At 62.2% G+C, this 18,426-nt stretch carries 18 protein-coding genes; 8 read left to right on the plus strand and 10 right to left on the minus strand.

The features are described 5' to 3' along the window. Window positions 1-162: 162 nt before the first annotated feature. Window positions 163-1,833 (minus strand): DNA repair protein RecN, encoded by a 1,671-nt coding sequence (gene recN / locus BLS41_RS03890; RefSeq protein WP_074763091.1) that lies wholly within the window; start codon window positions 1,831-1,833, stop codon window positions 163-165. Between the two features lie 81 nt (window positions 1,834-1,914). After that, complete coding sequence (locus BLS41_RS03895) at window positions 1,915-2,817, minus strand: NAD kinase (protein ID WP_074763092.1); 903 nt, start codon at window positions 2,815-2,817, stop codon at window positions 1,915-1,917. Window positions 2,818-3,027: 210 nt separating this feature from the next. Between BLS41_RS03895 and hrcA the strand changes: the two genes are divergently transcribed. The 3 genes from hrcA to BLS41_RS03910 all read left to right on the plus strand — a co-directional run bounded on the left by hrcA (window position 3,028) and on the right by BLS41_RS03910 (window position 5,710). Next, a complete protein-coding gene (hrcA, locus tag BLS41_RS03900; RefSeq protein ID WP_011486855.1) occupies window positions 3,028-4,047 on the plus strand; it encodes a heat-inducible transcriptional repressor HrcA in 1,020 nt (339 codons plus the stop codon). Between the two features lie 176 nt (window positions 4,048-4,223). Beyond that, a complete protein-coding gene (gene hemH / locus BLS41_RS03905; protein ID WP_074763093.1) occupies window positions 4,224-5,303 on the plus strand; it encodes a ferrochelatase in 1,080 nt (359 codons plus the stop codon). Beyond that, window positions 5,303-5,710: an RNA-binding S4 domain-containing protein gene (locus BLS41_RS03910; RefSeq protein WP_074763094.1), complete on the plus strand. Its 408-nt coding sequence runs from the start codon at window positions 5,303-5,305 to the stop codon at window positions 5,708-5,710. The genes hemH and BLS41_RS03910 overlap by 1 nt, the downstream gene beginning before the upstream one ends. On the opposite strand, the gene BLS41_RS38890 is transcribed toward BLS41_RS03910, so the two are convergent. Next, window positions 5,682-5,843 carry a hypothetical protein gene (locus BLS41_RS38890; protein ID WP_171910191.1) on the minus strand — a complete coding sequence of 54 codons (162 nt, stop codon included), beginning with the start codon at window positions 5,841-5,843 and terminating at the stop codon, window positions 5,682-5,684. The two genes, BLS41_RS03910 and BLS41_RS38890, sit on opposite strands and share 29 nt — an antisense overlap. A gap of 384 nt (window positions 5,844-6,227) precedes the next feature. On the opposite strand from BLS41_RS38890, the gene grpE reads away from it, so the two are divergent. The 5 genes from grpE to pabB all read left to right on the plus strand — a co-directional run bounded on the left by grpE (window position 6,228) and on the right by pabB (window position 12,754). Then, window positions 6,228-6,812 carry a nucleotide exchange factor GrpE gene (gene grpE / locus BLS41_RS03915; protein ID WP_074763095.1) on the plus strand — a complete coding sequence of 195 codons (585 nt, stop codon included), beginning with the start codon at window positions 6,228-6,230 and terminating at the stop codon, window positions 6,810-6,812. 55 nt (window positions 6,813-6,867) lie between these two features. Further along, window positions 6,868-7,308 carry a thioredoxin family protein gene (locus tag BLS41_RS03920; protein ID WP_074763096.1) on the plus strand — a complete coding sequence of 147 codons (441 nt, stop codon included), beginning with the start codon at window positions 6,868-6,870 and terminating at the stop codon, window positions 7,306-7,308. 153 nt (window positions 7,309-7,461) lie between these two features. After that, complete coding sequence (gene dnaK, locus BLS41_RS03925) at window positions 7,462-9,414, plus strand: molecular chaperone DnaK (RefSeq protein WP_074763097.1); 1,953 nt, start codon at window positions 7,462-7,464, stop codon at window positions 9,412-9,414. Between the two features lie 269 nt (window positions 9,415-9,683). Then, window positions 9,684-10,826, plus strand: a complete 1,143-nt coding sequence (dnaJ, locus tag BLS41_RS03930) for a molecular chaperone DnaJ (RefSeq protein ID WP_074763098.1) — start codon at window positions 9,684-9,686, stop codon at window positions 10,824-10,826. A gap of 26 nt (window positions 10,827-10,852) precedes the next feature. Continuing rightward, entirely contained in the window at window positions 10,853-12,754 is a 1,902-nt protein-coding gene (pabB, locus tag BLS41_RS03935) for an aminodeoxychorismate synthase component I (protein ID WP_074763099.1), read from the plus strand. A gap of 134 nt (window positions 12,755-12,888) precedes the next feature. Here pabB and BLS41_RS39930 read toward each other — a convergent pair whose 3' ends face one another. The 7 genes from BLS41_RS39930 to hda all read right to left on the minus strand — a co-directional run bounded on the left by BLS41_RS39930 (window position 12,889) and on the right by hda (window position 18,386). Continuing rightward, a complete protein-coding gene (locus tag BLS41_RS39930) occupies window positions 12,889-13,023 on the minus strand; it encodes a hypothetical protein (protein ID WP_290439516.1) in 135 nt (44 codons plus the stop codon). A 170-nt stretch (window positions 13,024-13,193) separates the two neighbouring features. Then, window positions 13,194-14,009 (minus strand): 3-methyl-2-oxobutanoate hydroxymethyltransferase, encoded by an 816-nt coding sequence (gene panB / locus BLS41_RS03940; protein ID WP_074763100.1) that lies wholly within the window; start codon window positions 14,007-14,009, stop codon window positions 13,194-13,196. A gap of 36 nt (window positions 14,010-14,045) precedes the next feature. Further along, a complete protein-coding gene (locus tag BLS41_RS03945) occupies window positions 14,046-14,726 on the minus strand; it encodes a deoxynucleoside kinase (RefSeq protein ID WP_074763101.1) in 681 nt (226 codons plus the stop codon). Further along, window positions 14,723-15,268, minus strand: coding sequence for a 2-amino-4-hydroxy-6-hydroxymethyldihydropteridine diphosphokinase (gene folK / locus BLS41_RS03950; protein ID WP_074763102.1), 546 nt, complete (start codon window positions 15,266-15,268; stop codon window positions 14,723-14,725). Before folK ends, BLS41_RS03945 begins: the two co-directional genes overlap by 4 nt. Window positions 15,269-15,317: 49 nt before the next feature. Continuing rightward, entirely contained in the window at window positions 15,318-16,928 is a 1,611-nt protein-coding gene (pcnB, locus tag BLS41_RS03955) for a polynucleotide adenylyltransferase PcnB (RefSeq protein ID WP_074763103.1), read from the minus strand. Continuing rightward, entirely contained in the window at window positions 16,925-17,611 is a 687-nt protein-coding gene (locus BLS41_RS03960) for a histidinol-phosphatase (protein ID WP_074763104.1), read from the minus strand. The genes pcnB and BLS41_RS03960 overlap by 4 nt, the downstream gene beginning before the upstream one ends. Beyond that, the gene (gene hda, locus BLS41_RS03965; protein ID WP_074763105.1) at window positions 17,604-18,386 is read right to left on the minus strand and encodes a DnaA regulatory inactivator Hda; all 783 of its coding nucleotides are present in this window, start codon (window positions 18,384-18,386) and stop codon (window positions 17,604-17,606) included. The genes BLS41_RS03960 and hda overlap by 8 nt, the downstream gene beginning before the upstream one ends. Between the last annotated feature and the right edge of the window lie 40 nt (window positions 18,387-18,426).

The following is an 18,426-nucleotide window of genomic DNA, read 5'->3' on the forward strand; positions in this document are numbered from 1 at the left end:
TCGTGAGACGTGATGCGCGGAGGGCGGCTACGAATCTCGGCTGGCGTGTTGCCTTTCCACTCTAGAGACAGACCGGGACTTCATATGCTGTCCCGGTCTCGTGCTGGTTCTAACTCGTGCAATCGCTCACGCAGGCTGCGGGGCGCTCAGGCTGTCCACTAGCTAAGCCGCCAGCATTTCCTTCGCGTGCTTGCGCGTGGTCGCGGTGATTTCCAGACCGCCCAGCATCCGCGCGACTTCTTCGACGCGGCTCGCCTTGTCGAGCGAAATCACGCTGCTCACCGTACCGCCCTTGCCATTACCCGCTTTCGCGACCTGAAAATGATGGTCGCCGCGCGCGGCTACTTGCGGCAGGTGGGTCACGCACAACACCTGGCGCGCTTGCCCAAGCTGATGCAACAACCGTCCCACCACTTCGGCGACGCCGCCGCCGATGCCGGTATCCACTTCGTCGAAAATCAGCGTGGGTGTCGGGCTTGCCGCGCTGGCAATGACCGCAAGCGCGAGGCTGATCCGCGCCAGTTCGCCGCCCGACGCAACCTTTGCCAACGGCCGCAGCGGCACCCCCGCATGACCGGCGACGCGGAACTCGACCTGCTCCAACCCGTGCGCGCCGCCTTCGGGCAGCGGCACCAGCGCGACTTCGAAGCTGCCGCCTTTCATCGACAGTTCCTGCATGCCGGTGGTGACCGCCGCGCCTAGCGCGTTGCCCGCTTTGGCTCGTGCCTTCGACAGTTTCCTGGCTTCGGTCAGGAAGGCTTCTTTAGCCTTGGCTTCTGCTGCGTGCAGGCTGTCGAGATCTGCCGCGGCGTCGAGCGCGGCCAGTTGCGCGCGGCGAGCCTGATGTTCTTCGGGCAGCGTTTCCGGCTGAAGGCGGAACTTGCGTGCCGCCGAGTGCAATGCATCAAGGCGTTTGTCGACCTGCGCGAGCCGGTCCGGATCGAGTTCGAGCCGCTGCGCGTAATGACTCAGCGAATACGCGGCTTCCTGCAACTGGATTTCAGCGGGTTCGAGCGCGGCCAGCACGTCGTTCAATGCCGGATCGATTTCCGCAAGATCGCGCACCTTCGACACGATCGAGGCCAGATGCGTGATCATCGCCTCGTCCGATTCCGACAGCGCGCCGAGCGCCCCTTGCACGCCATCGATCAGATTCGCCGAATGCGACAGCCGCCGATGCTCAGCGTTGACCTCTTCCCATTCGCCCGGCTGCGGCGAGAGTTTGTCCAGTTCGGTGAGCTGCCAGGCGAGCCGTTCGCGTTCCAGTTGCAACTCGCGGTCGCGGGTCTTTGCGTGCTCGACCGCCTGCACCTTCTCGCGCCACATGCGCCACGCCCGCGTAACGGTCGCGGCGGTGTCGGAAAGCCCGGCGTGCGTGTCGAACAGTTCGCGTTGCGCGTCCGGGCGCATTAGCAACTGGTGCGCATGCTGGCCGTGAATGTCCACCAGCATTTCGCCGACTTCGCGCAACTGCGCGAGCGTCGCCGCCGTTCCGTTGATGAAAGCCCGCGAGCGGCCGTTCGCATCGATTACGCGCCGCAACATGACGGTGCCACCGTGATGGCCGTCGTCGGCGGCCGGCCCGAGTGCCTGTTCGTCGAGCCATTGCTCGACCTGAGCATGGGTTTCGAATTCGGCCGTGATGTCGGCGCGGGTCTCGCCGGTGCGCACGACGTTCGCGTCGGCGCGTGCACCGAGCGCGAGTGCCAGCGCGTCGATCAGGATCGACTTGCCGGCGCCGGTTTCGCCGGAGAAAACAGTAAAGCCGCCGTCGAATTCGAGATCGAGCGCGGCGACGATGACGAAGTCGCGTATCGAGAGGTGGCGAAGCATGGAGGTCGTCTGATGAGCTTGAAATTCAGGTTCCGGCAGCGGCGACTACGATGGCGTTGGTGTCCAGCGTTGCTTCGCCGCTCAGGGCTTGGTGTCTTCTTCGTGCGACGGGTATTCGTTCCAGTGCAGCTTTTTGCGCAGCGTGGCGTAGTGGCTATAGCCGACCGGATGAAGCATGGGCACCGTATGGCGTGAGCGGCGCACCTCGATCGTGTCGCCCAATTCGAGCGACGTGAACGACTGCATGTCGAAATTGACGTTCACTTCACGCCCGGACACGATCTGGATGCTGACCTTCGAGTCGTCCGGCAGCACGATGGGGCGGTTCGACAGCGCATGCGGCGCGATCGGCACCAGCACGATGCCCTGCAATTGCGGATGCAGAATCGGCCCTTGCGACGACAGCGCGTAAGCGGTCGAGCCGGTCGGCGTGGCGACGATCAGGCCGTCCGAGCGCTGGTTGTACATGAAGCGGCCGTCCACCGACACATGCAGTTCCGCCATACCGGAGAAGCCGCTGCGGTTGACCACGACGTCGTTGAAGGCCAGCGCGTGATAGATCGGCGTGCCGTCGCGCATGATTCGCGCTTCGAGCAGCACACGTTCTTCGCGCTCGAATTTGCCGGCCAGCATTTGCGGCACGATCTCGCGCATGTCGGAGATCGGGATGTCTGTAATGAAGCCCAGCCGCCCGTGGTTGATGCCGATGAGCGGCGTGCGGTACGGCGCGAGCTGGCGGCCGATGCCGAGCATCGTGCCGTCGCCGCCCAGCACCACGGCCACGTCGGCGCGCGCGCCGATTTCGGCAGGGCGGAGCGCCGGATAGTCGGTGATGCCGATTTCGGCCGCGGTGTCGGCTTCGAATACGACTTCGAAGCCGCGCTTTGCGATGCACGAGGCGAGCGCGGTCAGCGGCTCACCGATGCCCGGCGTATTGTTGCGCCCGACGAGCGCGACGGTCTTGAACTGGCTGGTCACTTGCATGCCGGCATTACACCATAGGTAGGGCCTGAAAAGAACCGCTGACAGACGCGGTAGCGAGCCGGCTCGCACGGGCTGTCAGCGCATCTCGCGATTATCGTTAGAATGGTGAAGCCTTGATGACATGCACGCCGGCAACAGCCTGCATATTCGTCAGGAGTGGGCGCGGTTGGCGCTCGCCGTCGTCGCGTCATTGAGCTAAAATTTTCCCTCATGCTAGATCCTCGCGCACAAACCCTCCTAAAAACGCTGATTGAGCGCTACATCGCCGAAGGTCAGCCGGTCGGCTCGCGCACGTTGTCACGTTATTCGGGCCTCGAACTGAGCCCGGCCACGATCCGCAACGTGATGTCCGATCTCGAGGACCTGGGGCTCGTGATCAGCCCGCACACTTCCGCAGGCCGCATTCCCACGCCGCGTGGCTATCGTCTCTTTGTCGACACCATGCTGACGGTCGAATCCGCGGCCGACGAAGAAGCCGTGATGCGCACCGTCAAAACCACGCTGCAGGCTGGCGAGCCGCAAAAGATTGTCGCGGCGGCGGCCAGCGTGCTGTCCAACCTGTCCCAGTTCGCCGGCGTGGTGCTGACGCCTCGCCGCAGCCACGTGTTCAAGCAGATCGAATTCATGCGTTTGTCCGACAAACGCATTCTGTTGATCATCGTGACGCCCGAGGGCGACGTGCAGAACCGCATTATGGCCACCCAGCGCGACTTTTCGCCGTCGCAACTGGTCGAGGCCTCCAATTACATCAACGCACATTTCGCGGGCCTGTCGTTCGACGATGTGCGCCGCCGTCTGCGTGAAGAAATCGACGAGCTGCGCGGCGACATGACCACGCTGATGCACGCCGCCGTCACCGCGAGCACCGACGAGGCCGACACCGGCGAGACCGTGCTGATTTCCGGCGAGCGCAATCTGCTCGAAGTCGCCGATCTTTCGTCTGACATGGCGCGACTGCGCAAGCTGTTCGATGTGTTCGATCAAAAAACCAGTCTCCTTCAGTTACTCGACGTGTCGAGTCACGCGGCGGGCGTGCAGATTTTCATCGGCGGCGAGTCGAATCTCGTGCCGATCGAAGAAATGAGCGTGGTCACCGCGCCGTACGAAGTGAACGGCAAGATCGTCGGCACGCTCGGCGTGATCGGGCCGACTCGCATGGCCTACAACCGCGTGATTCCGATTGTCGACATCACCGCGCGGTTGCTCTCGCTGACGCTCAGCCAGCAGTAACCATCGCGGTTCCAACCCGAGGCCCGAAGCCGTGCCGCAAATAATGCGCGAGCCGGCGCCGCTTGCCAATCGGCCGAATAGCCAGGGGTGCCTGGGGCGGCGGGCACGAACCGCGCCGCTATAATGAATCTCTCCTGAATCCGACTCGCCGCCTCAAGCGGTGACCCCTGCTGCCTATGCGCTTCGACCTCGAGCGGCCCTCACAGAACGCCACGTCACATCGTGTCGCCGTGCTGCTGATCAATCTCGGCACGCCCGACGCGCCGACGCCGCGCGCGGTCCGACGCTATCTCGCGCAGTTCCTGTCTGATCCAAGGGTGGTCGAGATCCCCGCGCTGCTCTGGCAGATCATCCTCCGGATGCTGATTTTGCCGTTCCGCAGCCGCAGCTCGGCGAAGAAATACGCGGCAGTCTGGATGCCGGAAGGCTCGCCGCTGCGTGTCTACACGGAAAAGCAGGTGGAGGGTTTGCGCCACCTGCTGCACTTGAACGACTACACCGTGCTGGTCGACTACGCGATGCGCTACGGCACACCGGGCATCCCCGCAATGCTGAACCAGTTGAAGCTGGCGGGCGTCGAGCGCGTGCTGCTGATGCCGATGTATCCGCAATATTCATCGTCGACCACGGCCACGGCTTTCGACGACGCCTTCTCGGCGATGAAGCGCATGCGCAATCAGCCGGAAGTCCGCACGGTGCGCCAGTACGCCGATCATCCCGCGTACATTGCCGCGTTGGCTGCGCAGGTGCATCAATATTGGCATCAGCATGGCCGGCCCGACTTTGCGGCAGGCGACAAGCTGGTGCTGAGTTTTCACGGCGTGCCCAAGCGCACGCTCGATCTGGGCGACCCCTACCATGAACAATGTCAGCAGACTGGCGCGTTGCTGATGCAGGCGCTCGAACTGACGCCGGTGGAATGCCGTATCACCTTCCAGTCGCGTTTCGGCAAAGCCGAATGGCTGCAGCCGTACACGGCGCCTACGCTTAAGGAGTTGGGCGCGGCAGGTGTGCGACGCGCCGACGTTTTTTGCCCGGGTTTCACCGCCGACTGTCTTGAAACGATTGAAGAAATCGGCATGGAAGTGCGCGACGAGTTTCTGCACGCGGGCGGCAAGGAGTTTCACCGGATTGCCTGCGTGAACGCATCACAGCCGTGGATCGCCGCGCTTGGTGAAATCGTCGCGCAGAATCTGCAGGGCTGGCCGGTGCAGACGGTGCCTGTGCCGCACACCAGCGGCAGTGGAGCAAGCTGATGAACTACCAGATATCTACGGAAGCGGGCGCGAAGCTACGCATAGACAAATGGCTTTGGGCTGCGCGCTTTTTCAAGACTCGTTCGCTCGCGGCGGACGCGGTCGACAAAGGTCATGTGCGGATCGGCGGCGCCAGCGTCAAACCGGCGAAGGACGTGCGGGTCGGCGACCTGGTCGAGATCGAAATCGAGCGGATTGTGTGGCAGGTGGAAGTGCTGGGAGTGTGCGATGTGCGTGGTCCTGCTAGCGTCGCGCAAACGCTTTACGCTGAGACCGAAGAGAGCAAGGTAAAACGGCAGGTGGAGCAGGAGCGGCGCAAGACGTATCGCGAACCGGCCGCCGCTTTGCACGGCCGGCCGACCAAGCGCGACCGGCGCACTATCGACAGATTTTCTGGTGGGGATTGAACAACTGCTCGATGGTCGCGTGCACACCGCCGTATTCCGTGGTGTGATCGTTGACCGCCCCGGACATGCAGATTGTGGTGGTGCCCGCAATCAGAACCAATGCGACCACCCCGATTGCAAAGGTCAGTTTCACGGTGCCCCCTTGGGAAGATTCTTTATTGAAACGGGCGAATCAGGTGGAAATTCAATAAACGCAAAGAGCCGGTAAGGTAGACGTCAGATTAGGGTTAACGTGTCTTTTCCGATGCTTTAATGGAGCATAGGTCACTTGCCGGCTTCCCTCAATCTCTATCTGATTGCGCCGCAATAATGGTTGTAACGGCGGATTTCGACTGAATCCCGCTAGTGTGAAAAGAGCGGGCAGACCCGCTTGAAATGGGTCTTTCCGGCCCCATCTGCCGTTTCGTTATGCGAATGTACGTCGGACGATGTGTCGCGATTTTGCAACGCACAAATCGCACTATGTTCACGTATCGCCGCCACTGTTGGCTTTTACTTTTTAACGACTTTCAGCGACATGGAAAACACGCAAGAGAACCCGACGAGCCCGAATCCCACGCCCGCCGACGAAACCACGCGCCAGGCCGCGGAGGCTGCGGCATCCCAGCAGGACGCGGCTGCTAACGCCGGTGAGCCGGCGCCGGAAAGCGCTGAGCAGATCGCGCTGGCCGAAGCTCAGGCGAAGATCGCCGAATTGCAGGAAAGCTTCCTGCGCGCGAAGGCGGAGACCGAAAACGTGCGCCGCCGTGCTCAGGAAGACGTCGCCAAGGCCCATAAATTCGCGATCGAGAGTTTCGCCGAGCATCTGCTGCCGGTGGTCGACAGCCTCGAAGCCGCGGTCGCTCACTCGTCCGACGATCTGCAGAAAGTGCGCGAAGGCGTCGAACTTACGCTGCGCCAATTGAGCGGCGCGCTGGAAAAGGGCCGCGTCGTCGCCCTGAATCCGGTCGGCGAGAAGTTCGACCCGCATCGCCACCAGGCTATTTCGATGGTGCCGGCCGATCAGGAGCCGAACACTGTCGTGGCCGTGCTGCAAAAAGGCTTTGTGATTGCCGACCGCGTGCTGCGTCCGGCACTCGTCACCGTCGCGGCGCCGAAGTAAGCACGTAGCGTCCTGTAGACGCTTCTGCAGCAAATCTCGCCCGGCAGGTGCAGCCATGGCCAATATTCCCGTCGACGCCACCGCGTTCGCCGCCTTCGACATGCAGGAACTCAGTGCCGACTCGTTCGACGCTGCCCTTGCAGGAGCCGGGGATGATCTGGCCGTGGTGTTTTTCTGGGGTCTCGACTGCTTCAATTGCGAGATCGCCAAGAAAGCCATGCTGGCACAACCGGACGCGATTCGTGCGCTCGGCCTCAGGTGGTTTCACAGCAATGTCTACGAGCACCGCGAACTGGGCCGGCGCTTCATGCTTCACGGCGTCCCCACGTGGTTCTTCTTTTATCGCGGCAAGCGGCTTGGCCGGGCAACCGGCTGGCACGGTCTTGGGCAGTTTCAGGCAGCGGTAGCGGCCGCGCGGGAAAAGATTCAGGGCATCGACGCCGCAGGCAGCATCCATGCCGATAGCGCGGATTCGGGCAAAAGTTCGACCGATTGAAAAAAATTAAAGACCGCATCGTAAAAGAGGTCTTGAAAACGATGCGGACGCACTTATGTTGAGTGCAGGTAGGAATTCAGAGCGGATCGCCTTGCCGCCAGATGGGCAAACAGGGCGATTCCCGCAGCGATCAAAGTCAGGAGAACAGTAAAAATGGGCAAAATCATCGGTATCGACCTCGGCACGACCAACTCGTGCGTGGCGATCATGGAAGGCAACTCGGTCAAGGTCATCGAGAATTCGGAAGGTGCACGCACCACGCCGTCGATCATCGCTTACATGGAAGACGGCGAAATTCTCGTCGGCGCACCGGCGAAGCGTCAGTCGGTCACGAACCCGAAGAACACGCTGTACGCGGTCAAACGCCTGATCGGCCGCCGCTTCGAAGAAAAAGAAGTGCAGAAAGACATCGCTCTGATGCCGTACAAGATCATGAAGGCCGACAACGGCGACGCATGGATCGAAGTGCGCGATCAGAAGCTGGCACCGCCGCAAATCTCGGCGGAAACGCTGCGCAAGATGAAGAAGACCGCTGAAGATTACCTCGGCGAGCCGGTCACCGAAGCTGTGATTACGGTTCCCGCGTACTTCAACGACAGCCAGCGTCAGGCAACCAAGGACGCAGGCCGCATCGCCGGTCTGGAAGTCAAGCGCATCATCAACGAACCGACCGCAGCTGCGCTGGCCTTCGGCCTGGACAAAGCTGAAAAGGGCGACCGCAAGATCGCGGTGTATGACCTGGGCGGCGGTACGTTCGACGTATCGATCATCGAAATCGCCGACGTCGACGGTGAAATGCAGTTCGAAGTGCTCTCCACGAACGGCGATACGTTCCTGGGCGGTGAAGACTTCGACCAGCGCATCATCGATTACATCATTGGCGAATTCAAGAAAGAGCAGGGCGTCGATCTGTCGAAGGACGTGCTCGCATTGCAACGCCTGAAGGAATCGGCTGAAAAGGCAAAGATCGAGCTGTCGTCGAGCCAGCAGACCGAAATCAATCTGCCGTACATCACCGCAGACGCGTCGGGTCCGAAGCACTTGAACCTGAAAATCACGCGCGCCAAGCTGGAAGCGCTGGTTGAAGAACTCATCGAACGCACCATCGAGCCGTGCCGCGTTGCTATCAAGGACGCAGGCGTGAAGGTCGGCGAAATCGACGATGTGATTCTGGTCGGCGGTATGACCCGCATGCCGAAGGTGCAGGAAAAGGTTAAGGAATTCTTCGGTAAGGATCCGCGCCGTGACGTGAACCCGGACGAAGCCGTGGCCGTTGGCGCAGCGATCCAGGGTCAGGTTCTGTCGGGCGACCGCAAGGACGTTCTGCTGCTCGACGTGACCCCGCTGTCGCTCGGCATTGAAACTCTCGGCGGCGTGATGACGAAGATGATCAACAAGAACACCACGATCCCGACCAAGCACGCACAGGTCTATTCGACGGCTGACGACAACCAGGGCGCCGTGACGATCAAGGTGTTCCAGGGCGAACGCGAAATGGCAGCAGGCAACAAGCTGCTCGGCGAGTTCAACCTCGAAGGCATTCCGCCGGCACCGCGCGGCACGCCGCAGATCGAAGTGAGCTTCGACATCGACGCGAACGGCATCTTGCACGTCGGCGCGAAAGACAAGGCGACCGGCAAGGAAAACCGCATCACGATCAAGGCAAACTCGGGTCTGTCCGAAGCCGAAATCGAGAAGATGGTGAAGGACGCCGAAGCGAACGCTGAAGAAGATCACAAGCTGCGTGAACTGGCCGATGCCCGCAACCAGGGCGACGCGCTGGTCCACAGCACGAAGAAGGCGCTCACGGAATACGGCGACAAGCTGGAAGCCGCCGAGAAGGAAGCGATCGAAACCGCGCTGAAGGACCTCGAAGAAACGCTGAAGAGCGGTTCGGCTGACAAGGCGGCGATCGAAGCGAAGATCGAAGTCGTGGCAACCGCCTCGCAGAAGATGGGCGAGAAGATGTACGCCGACATGCAGGCAGCGCAAGGCGCCGAAGCAGCGGCAGCGGGCGCGGCAGGTCCGGGCGTGTCGGCTGGTGGCGCAAGCCAGCAGCAGGACGACGTGGTCGACGCCGACTTCAAGGAAGTGAAGAAGGACTAAAGCCAGGTCGCATTCAGACCGTAAAGCCGCACACGGCAACGTGTGCGGCCCGGCTGCACAAGCAGCGCCCCACCAGGGCAACACGCAACGTGCAAGAGCGGTTATCTCGCCTGGCGAGCCTTTTGGGGCTCTCCGGGCACATTTGTTTTATGGAGGGCGTTGTTTCGAGCCGGGTCAAAGCGGCGAAAAACGGCGGCCGGACGAGTCGTAAGACTCCAGCATTCAAGAGGAGCCACCGCGTCGCATTGCGCGAGTGGCGTTGAACCGATATGGCGAAACGGGATTACTACGAGGTTCTGGGCGTCGCAAAGAACGCGAGCGACGACGAAATCAAGAAGGCTTATCGCAAGATGGCGATGAAGCACCACCCCGACCGCAATCCGGGCAACAAGGATGCGGAAGAGCATTTCAAAGAGGCGAAGGAAGCCTATGAAATGCTGTCGGACTCGCAAAAGCGTGCCGCGTACGACCAGTACGGTCACGCGGGCGTCGATCCGAACATGGGTGCGGGTGGCGCGCAGGGCTTCGGCGGTTTTGCCGATGCGTTCGGTGATATTTTCGGCGACATCTTCGGCCAGGCGGCCGGCGGTGCAGCACGGGGCGGTGGTGGACGCGCGGGCCCGCAGGTGTATCGCGGCGCCGATCTGCGCTACAGCATGGAAATCACGCTGGAACAGGCCGCTCACGGCTACGACACGCAAATTCGCGTGCCGAGCTGGGTGTCGTGCGAAATCTGCCACGGTTCGGGTGCGAAGCCCGGCACCAAGCCCGAAACCTGCCCGACCTGTAGCGGCGCGGGCCAGGTGCGCATGTCGCAAGGCTTTTTCAGCATCCAGCAGACTTGCCCGAAGTGCCACGGCACCGGTACCTACATCCCCGACCCGTGCGGCCATTGCCATGGCGCAGGCAAGGTGAAGGAAACCAAGACGCTGGAAGTGAAGATCCCCGCAGGTATCGACGACGGCATGCGTATCCGTTCGGCCGGTAACGGCGAGCCGGGTATCAACGGCGGTCCGTCGGGCGACCTGTACGTCGAGATTCATATCAAGCAGCACTCGGTCTTCGAGCGCGACGGCGACGACCTGCATTGCCAGATGCCGATTCCGTTCACCACTGCGGCGCTCGGCGGCGAAATCGAAGTGCCGACTCTCGCGGGCCGCGCGAGCTTCACGGTGCCGGAAGGTACGCAGTCGGGCAAGACGTTCCGCCTGCGTGGCAAGGGTATCAAGGGGCTGCGTTCGAGCATTGCCGGCGATCTGTACGTTCACGTTCAGGTCGAAACGCCGGTCAAGCTCACCGAGTCGCAGCGCGAATTGCTGCAACAGTTCGAGAAAGCGCTGGTGGAAGGCGGCTCGCGGCATAGCCCGCAGAGCAAGAGCTGGTTCGATCGGGTGAAGAGCTTCTTCGATTAATGGCGGTTTGAAGTTTGGCGGTAAGCATGACGGCAGATGAGTGCGGCGCAGTTTTCGCGCTGCTCGACGATTGCGACGCGACGGCGGCGCGCCGGTCGAGTCGTCTGTACACGGGTTTTGTGCACGAACGGGTTTGCGCGGACGCCGCGCAACTCGACAGCGTGTGTGAGACCGTGGCGGCCGATACCCGGCATGGTTTGCACGCCGTCGTGCTGGCCGACTATGAGTTTGGCCGGACCCTGCTCGATCTGGAGCGGCTTCGGTCTTCGAAAACGCAGCGTGGTGATGCCACGCTGCGTTTTTTATTGTTCGAACGATGTGAAAAGCAGTCGCGTGAAGAGGTCGATACGTGGCTTGCGGCGCTCGATGGCGCAGCGGCCGAGCCGTCGGTAGCGGGCACGGCGAACGTGCGCGCGAGCGTCGATCGCGCGCAGTTCGGCGCGGCAATCGACGCGATTCACGTGGCTTTGCGGGCGGGCGATTCGTATCAGGTCAACTACACGTATCGGCTCGATTTCGACGTGTTTGGCTCGCCAATCGCGCTTTATCGGCGATTGAGGGCGCGGCAGCCGGTGCCGTTCGGCGCGCTTATCGCGTTACCGGGCGATAACTGGGTGGTGTCGTGTTCGCCGGAGCTTTTCATTGAAAAGCAGGGCGCAAAGCTGCGCGCGCGGCCAATGAAAGGCACCGCATCGCGCTCGGCCGATCCCGTCGAAGATCGGCGCGCGGCGGAGTTTCTCGCGAACGATCCAAAGAACCGCGCTGAAAACGTGATGATCGTCGACCTGTTGCGCAACGATCTGTCGCGGGTTGCGCAGACGGGCTCGGTCAAGGTGCCGGCGCTGTTTTCGGTGGAACCGTATGCGTCGGTCTGGCAGATGACGTCGACCGTCGATGCCGTACTGCTACCTGACACCTCCTTCGCCGGAATCCTTAGAGCGCTGTTTCCTTGCGGCTCGATCACTGGTGCACCGAAGTATCGAACGATGCAACTGATCGACGAACTGGAGAGCACGCCGCGCAGTCTTTACACCGGCGCAATCGGGTGGCTCGACGCGGTGGCGCCATCGGCGGGACAGGATGCGGCGTGCGGCGATTTCTGCCTGTCGGTCGCGATCCGCACTTTGACGTTAAGCCGTAGTCCACAAACCGGCGCGCTGCGAGGCACGATGGGTGTCGGCGCGGGCATCGTTCTCGACAGCGTGGCCGCCGATGAATATGCGGAGTGTCAATTGAAAGCGAGCTTCCTGATCGGCGCGGAGCCTGGCTTCGATCTGTTCGAAACGATGTACGCGACGCGGGAAGAGGGCGTACGCCATCTGTCGCGACATCTGAAGCGGCTGTCGTCGAGCGCCTCGGCGCTAGGCTTCAAACTCGCCGACGAAGTCACTCTTCGCGCGCAAATCGCGGCGAAGTGCGCGGCGTTGCCGTCGCAAGCCGCGCACCGGATGCGGCTCGCGCTGAGCAAGAACGGCACGCTTCAGATCACCGCCGCCGAATTGTCGCCACTAACGGCGTCAGCGGATGCACCGATCGGCGTTCTGCTCGCAAACGAACAGGATTTCCACGCAACGCAAGCCGGCGATCCACTGCTGCTTCACAAAACCACTCGCCGCGCCGAATACGATCGGGGCTGGCGCGAGGCCGAAGCTAAAGGCGCATTCGATACGCTCTTCTTCAACGAACGAGGCGAGTTGACCGAAGGCGGTCGGTCGAACGTGTTTGTGAAGCTGGACGGGCGCTGGTGGACGCCGCCGCTCGCGTCGGGCGTGTTGCCCGGCGTGATGCGCAGCGTGCTGCTGGATGAGGATGCCGACGGCTTGCAGGCGGCTGAACGCGTGCTGACACGCGCCGATTTACGGAATGCCGAAGCGCTGATGCTCTGCAATGCGCTGCGAGGGGCGATGCCGGCGCGGGTTGTGGGCTGAAAAAAGCGGGAACGAGAGGCCGCCGGAGTGCTGGCGGCGATACTCACCATCGCACGCAACACGCGGCAGCGATTCAACTGCATGGCTCCCTACTCGTGGCACATCTGGTCAAAGCTGGCGCCAGTACAATCGCCTCAACCACGCCCCCCATGCAGCACCCGGCTCATCCAGTTCCCCAAGCGCTTATGCCACGCAGAATGATGCACGTCATGCGGTACTTCGGCATGCTCGCGGATTCCTGCGACGTCGATCAGGCAGAACGGGCTCATGGCGATCTCTCCTCGTCTTAGGTTCATGGCAACACGGCTCGCGGAAGAGCCGCATTGCCACATAAACGAAGGTAGACCACCGGTTTTGCAGCCAATGTAGGATGGACCTCACAACGGCCGAAAAAAAGCCCGTCTGGTCCTATCCGCTACGGCTCAGTAAGAGAAAAAACTCAGAACGTATGTTCGGTTCCTGGGAACGAACCATCCTTTACTGCACGCACGTACGCTTCCACGCCCGCCAGAATGCTCGGCTGTCCCTGCATGAAATCCTTCACGAAACGCGGGCGCTTGCCGGGGAAAATACCCAGCATGTCGTGCAGCACCAGCACCTGACCCGAGCAATCCAGACCCGCACCGATCCCGATCGTCGGAATCCGCAACTGCTTCGTGACTTCGCTCGCGAGTTGCGACGGAATCGCTTCCATCACGATCAATTGCGTGCCAGCCGCTTCCACCGCGAGCGCGTCTCGCAACACCTGACTCGCGCCTGCTTCGGTCTTGCCCTGCACCTTGAAGCCGCCGAATGCGTGCACGGACTGCGGCGTGAGGCCGATGTGCGCGCACACCGGAACCGCGCGCTCAACCAGAAAACGCACGGTGTCAGCGAGCCATTCGCCGCCTTCGAGCTTCACCATTTGCGCGCCCGCGCGCATCAACTCCACCGAGCTACGGAACGCGTCTTCCGGCGTGCCGTATGTGCCGAACGGCAGATCGGCGACGATCAGCGCCGACGGCCGCGCGCGCGCCACGCTCGCCGTGTGATACGCGATGTCGGCGAGCGTCACCGGCAGCGTCGTCGTCTGACCTTGCAGCACGTTGCCGAGCGAATCGCCGATCAACAGCGTATCGACGCCCGCTCGATCCAGCAGCGACGCAAAGCTCGCGTCGTAACAGGTGAGCATCGCGATTTTTTCGCCTGCGTCGCGCATTGCCTGCAGCTTCGGCACGGTGATCGCGCTCCGGCTTGCTTCCTGCAAATAAGTCATGGGTCAATCCATTGGAAAAAAAGCTGGCCGCGCCGCTTACAGCGACGTGCCCTTGGCAAAGAATTCCTTGCGGCCGCGCATCGTTTCGATGCGCTCGGCGAGTAGCGCAAGGTCCGCGTCCGAGTCGAGCGGATTCAGATGTTCAGCGTTGACCGTCAGCACGGGCGTGCGGTCGTAGTGGTAGAAGAATTCGTTGTACGCGTCGCAGAGTGCGCGCAGGTAGGCGTCGGAAATCTGCAATTCCATCGGCACGGCGCGCTTCTGGATGCGCGCGAACAGCACTTCAGGGCTGGCTTGCAAATAGACCACGAAATCCGGCGCGGGCGCGCTGACTTCGATCTGGGCCGCGAGCGCGCGATACAACTGCCACTCGTCTTCCGGCAACGTGAGACGCGCGAAGATGTCGTTCTTCTGCGTCATGAAATCGGCGATGAGCGGCGTGCCCAAGCCTTGCGCGGCGTTCACTTCCTGCGTCTGCTGAACGCGCTGCAATGCGAAGTGCAATTGCGTGGGCAGCGCATAACGCGCGGTGTCGCGATAAAAACGCTCGAGAAAAGGATTGTCTTGCGGACGCTCGAACAATTCCTGCATCGACCAGCGTTGAGCGAGACGACGCGCGAGCGAAGTCTTGCCGACGCCGATCGGGCCTTCAATCGCGAGATAGCCGAACGGTGGCCGCAGTTGCGGCGCCGTGACCGTGAGCGGCGGCGAATTCATTCGCAGCGCCCTTTTTCGGTTGCACCGTTAGCGCTCAATGCATTGAGCATAGGACACTGACACGGCCCCTTCACTTTCTCGATACGTTGATCGCTGACGCCACCGAGCAGCGCCTCGGCACGGCCGTGTTGCGGAATGACCAGCGCCGAGTCGATCTCGACCAGCGGCACCAGCACAAAAGCGCGCTCGGCCATACGGGGATGCGGCACGATCAGATCGGGTTCGTCGATCGATTGCTCGCCGTACAGCAGGATGTCCAGATCGAGCGTGCGCGGTGCATTGCGAAACGGCCGCTCGCGCCCGAACTGATGCTCGATCTTCTGGCATAGCGCCAGCAGATGCCGCACGGGGAGTGTCGTATCAACCTTCACGACGCAGTTGAAATAGTCGTCACCGCCCGCGTCGATCGGGGCAGTGCGATACAGGCTCGACTTGGCGAGCACGGAGATGGTGTGCTGTTGTGCGAGGCACACCACTGCGTCTTTCAGGGTCTGGCGCGCGTCCCCGAGATTCGCGCCGAGGCCGAGATAAGCAACCGTCATGGCATAACTTCCTGCAACTATCGTTCGACGGCTTCAGCTAAACGCTGTGTCAGTCTTCGTGCGAGCCGTCGTGGCCCGCGTCGTCGTCTGAGCGTTCGGCTGGCGTGCCGCCCTCCATTCCCTCGCCCGGCTTGCGGCCTTTGGCGCCACTGCTGCGCCGCCGTCGTTTTCGTGGGCTCCGGTCCTTCCCGCCTTGCGTGAGCAATGTCTCGCGCGCGGCAATGTCTCCTTCGATGAACTCCGTCCACCACGTACCGACCGCCTCGTCGAGTTCGCCCGATTCGCAGCGCAACAGGAGGAAATCATACCCCGCTCTAAATCTTTGGTGTTCCAGCAGCTTCAGCGCGCTTCTTCCCGAGCGTTTCTCGAGGCGCAACTGCAGGCCCCAGATCTCGCGCATATCCGACGAGAAGCGCTTGTGGATCGCGAGTTTCTCGGTTTGCATGTCGAGAACTTCGTCCATCGCGCGATGCAAAGCGGGTACTGGATACTCGCCGTTCGCTTCGAATTTCTGCCAGCGCTGCTGCACGTCGTGCCACAGCAGGGTCGCGAACAGGAAGCCCGGCGACACCGGTTTGCCCGCGCGCACGCGAGCATCGGTATTGCTCAGCGCAAGCGTAATGAATTTTTCGCCGATGGGTTGTTCGAGCACCACGTCGAGCAACGGCAACAGGCCATGATGCAGACCTTCCTGACGCAGACGCTTCAGGCACGCAAGCGCGTGGCCGGACAGCATCAGCTTGAGCATCTCGTCGAACAGACGCGCGGCGGGCACGTTGTTGATCAGATCGGCCATTTCGACGATCGGCGCACGGGTGTTGTCTTCGATCTCGAAGTCGAGCTTCGCGGCGAAACGCACGACGCGCAGCATGCGCACCGGATCTTCGCGATAACGCGTGGCCGGGTCGCCGATCATGCGCAGCAGACGCTCGCGCATGTCGGCCATGCCGTTGTGATAGTCCAGCACGGTTTGGGTGGCCGGATCGTAGTACATCGCGTTGATCGTGAAGTCGCGGCGTGTGGCGTCTTCGTGCTGCTCGCCCCACACGTTGTCGCGCAGCACGCGGCCGCTCGCGTCCACCGCGTGCGTGCGGCGGTCGAGTTCGTCGCGCTTCAGGCGGCGTGCCGGCGGCGCATCGGCTGCGGGCGGATCGACCAGCGCCCGGAACGTCGAGGTCTCGATGATCTCCTGCCCGAACTGCACGTGCACGATCTGAAACCGGCGACCGATGATGCGTGCGCGGCGGAACAGCTTCTGTACCTGCTCGGGCGTGGCGTCGGTGGCGACGTCGAAGTCTTTTGGCTTGATGCCGAGCAGCAGATCGCGCACTGCACCGCCGACGATAAACGCCCGGTGCCCCGCCTGTTGCAGCCCTTCGGTAACGCGAATTGCGTTGCGCGAGATCAGCGCCTGGTCGATCCGATGCACGTCGTGCGGAATGATGACCGGCACATCCGGGTCGCGCACAGCTTTGGCGGTGGAAGCGCCGCCAGCGGTGGTACGGGCGGGTTTGCGGCGCGCCTTGCTAGCGCCGCCCGTGGTCGATGCCGAACGCACGCGTGCGCTACCGGTTTCGTCTGCTTCGGCTTGGGCGGGTTGGGCGTCTTCAGCGGGCGCCGTATCCTGGCCGAATAGCTTGCGGATAAGTTTTTTGATCACGAGGGTTGAAAGAGTTCGAGGATGCGCCAGCCTTTGGCTTGCGCATGGGCACGCAATGTGTCGTCCGGATTGGTCGCGATGGGGTCGGTGACTTTTTCGAGCAACGGGATGTCGTTGTGCGAGTCGCTATAGAAATAGCTGTGCTCGAAATCGCTCCAGCTTTTGCCGAGTGAAGCAAGCCACGCTTCGGTGCGGACGATCTTGCCTTCCTTGTAGCTCGGCGTGCCCGTGGGGCGGCCGGTGTACGGCGAATGCGGTTCGCCGTCGACGGTTTCCACCTCGCACGCGATCAGCGCATTGACGCCGAACGCCTGCGCGATAGGACGCGTGATGAATTCGTTGGTGGCGGTGACCACGCAGCACAGGTCGCCAGCTTCGCGGTGCTGCTTCACGAGTTCCAGCGCGACCGGGAAGATGGCCGGCGTGATCACTTCGTGCATGTACTTTGCGTGAAGCTCGGCCAGTTCCGCGCGCGTGTACTTCGCGAGCGGCGTGAGCATGGCGATCAGATAGGCGTGAATGTCGAGCTTGCCGGCCTTGTAGTCGGCGAAAAAGCGATCGTTTTCACGGGCGAAATTTTCGGCGTCGACCATGCCTTGTTTCACCATGAAGCGGCCCCATTCGTGGTCGCTGTCGGTGGGAATGAGCGTGTGGTCGAGATCGAAGAGTGCGAGGTTAGCCATGGGGGCCTATTTTACTTGAAGCGGATGAAGCGGCGTGTGAACCCGCGACCGCACCGGTGGACGAACCGCCAGCGGGGCCCGGCGCGCCGCGCTGTTCTTCCAGCATGATGCGCAAAAGCGGCAGTGTGACCGCGCGTTTCTGTTCGAGCGAGAAGCGGTCGAGCGCGTCGAGCAGCGCCATCAGACTCGGCATGTCACGGCGAAAATGCGTGAGCAGGTAGGCGGGGACGTCGTCGGCGAGCATCAGGCCGCGCTCGCGTGCCGCCAGTTTCAGCACCGCCGCCTTGCCTTCGTCGGGCAGCGGCGCGAGATGGAACACGAGTCCCCAGCCGAGGCGCGTGCGCAGATCTTCGCGCACGCTCATGCCGATCGGCGGCGCGTTGCCCGCGGCGACCAGCGCGCTGGTGGGATGCGCGCGCACTTCGTTGAACAGGTTGAACATGGCGATCTGCTGCGCGGCGGAGAGCGCATCGCAATCGTCGATTGCATACAGCGCGACGCGCGGGTCGAAGCTGAACGCGGCGAGGCTGCTCTGCGGACCGGCAAAGCGCGCATGTCCCGGCGACGCTTCGTGCACCAGCGCCTGCAACAGATGCGTGCGGCCGCTGCCGGACTCGCCCCAGATGTAGAACGAGCGATCGGCGACCGGTCCGGCGGCGAGCGCGTTGTCGAGCTCGCGCAGGCGCGTGACCAGCTCGGCGTTCGCGCCTGCGAAGAAATTGTCGAATGTCGATGGCGGCGGGGTGCCGAGATCGAGCGTCAGTTGACGAAGCACAGTAAGTTAATGCCGAAAATGAGGCTAAGGCCGCGTCGGC

Source organism: Paraburkholderia fungorum (assembly GCF_900099835.1).
GTDB lineage: Bacteria > Pseudomonadota > Gammaproteobacteria > Burkholderiales > Burkholderiaceae > Paraburkholderia > Paraburkholderia fungorum_A.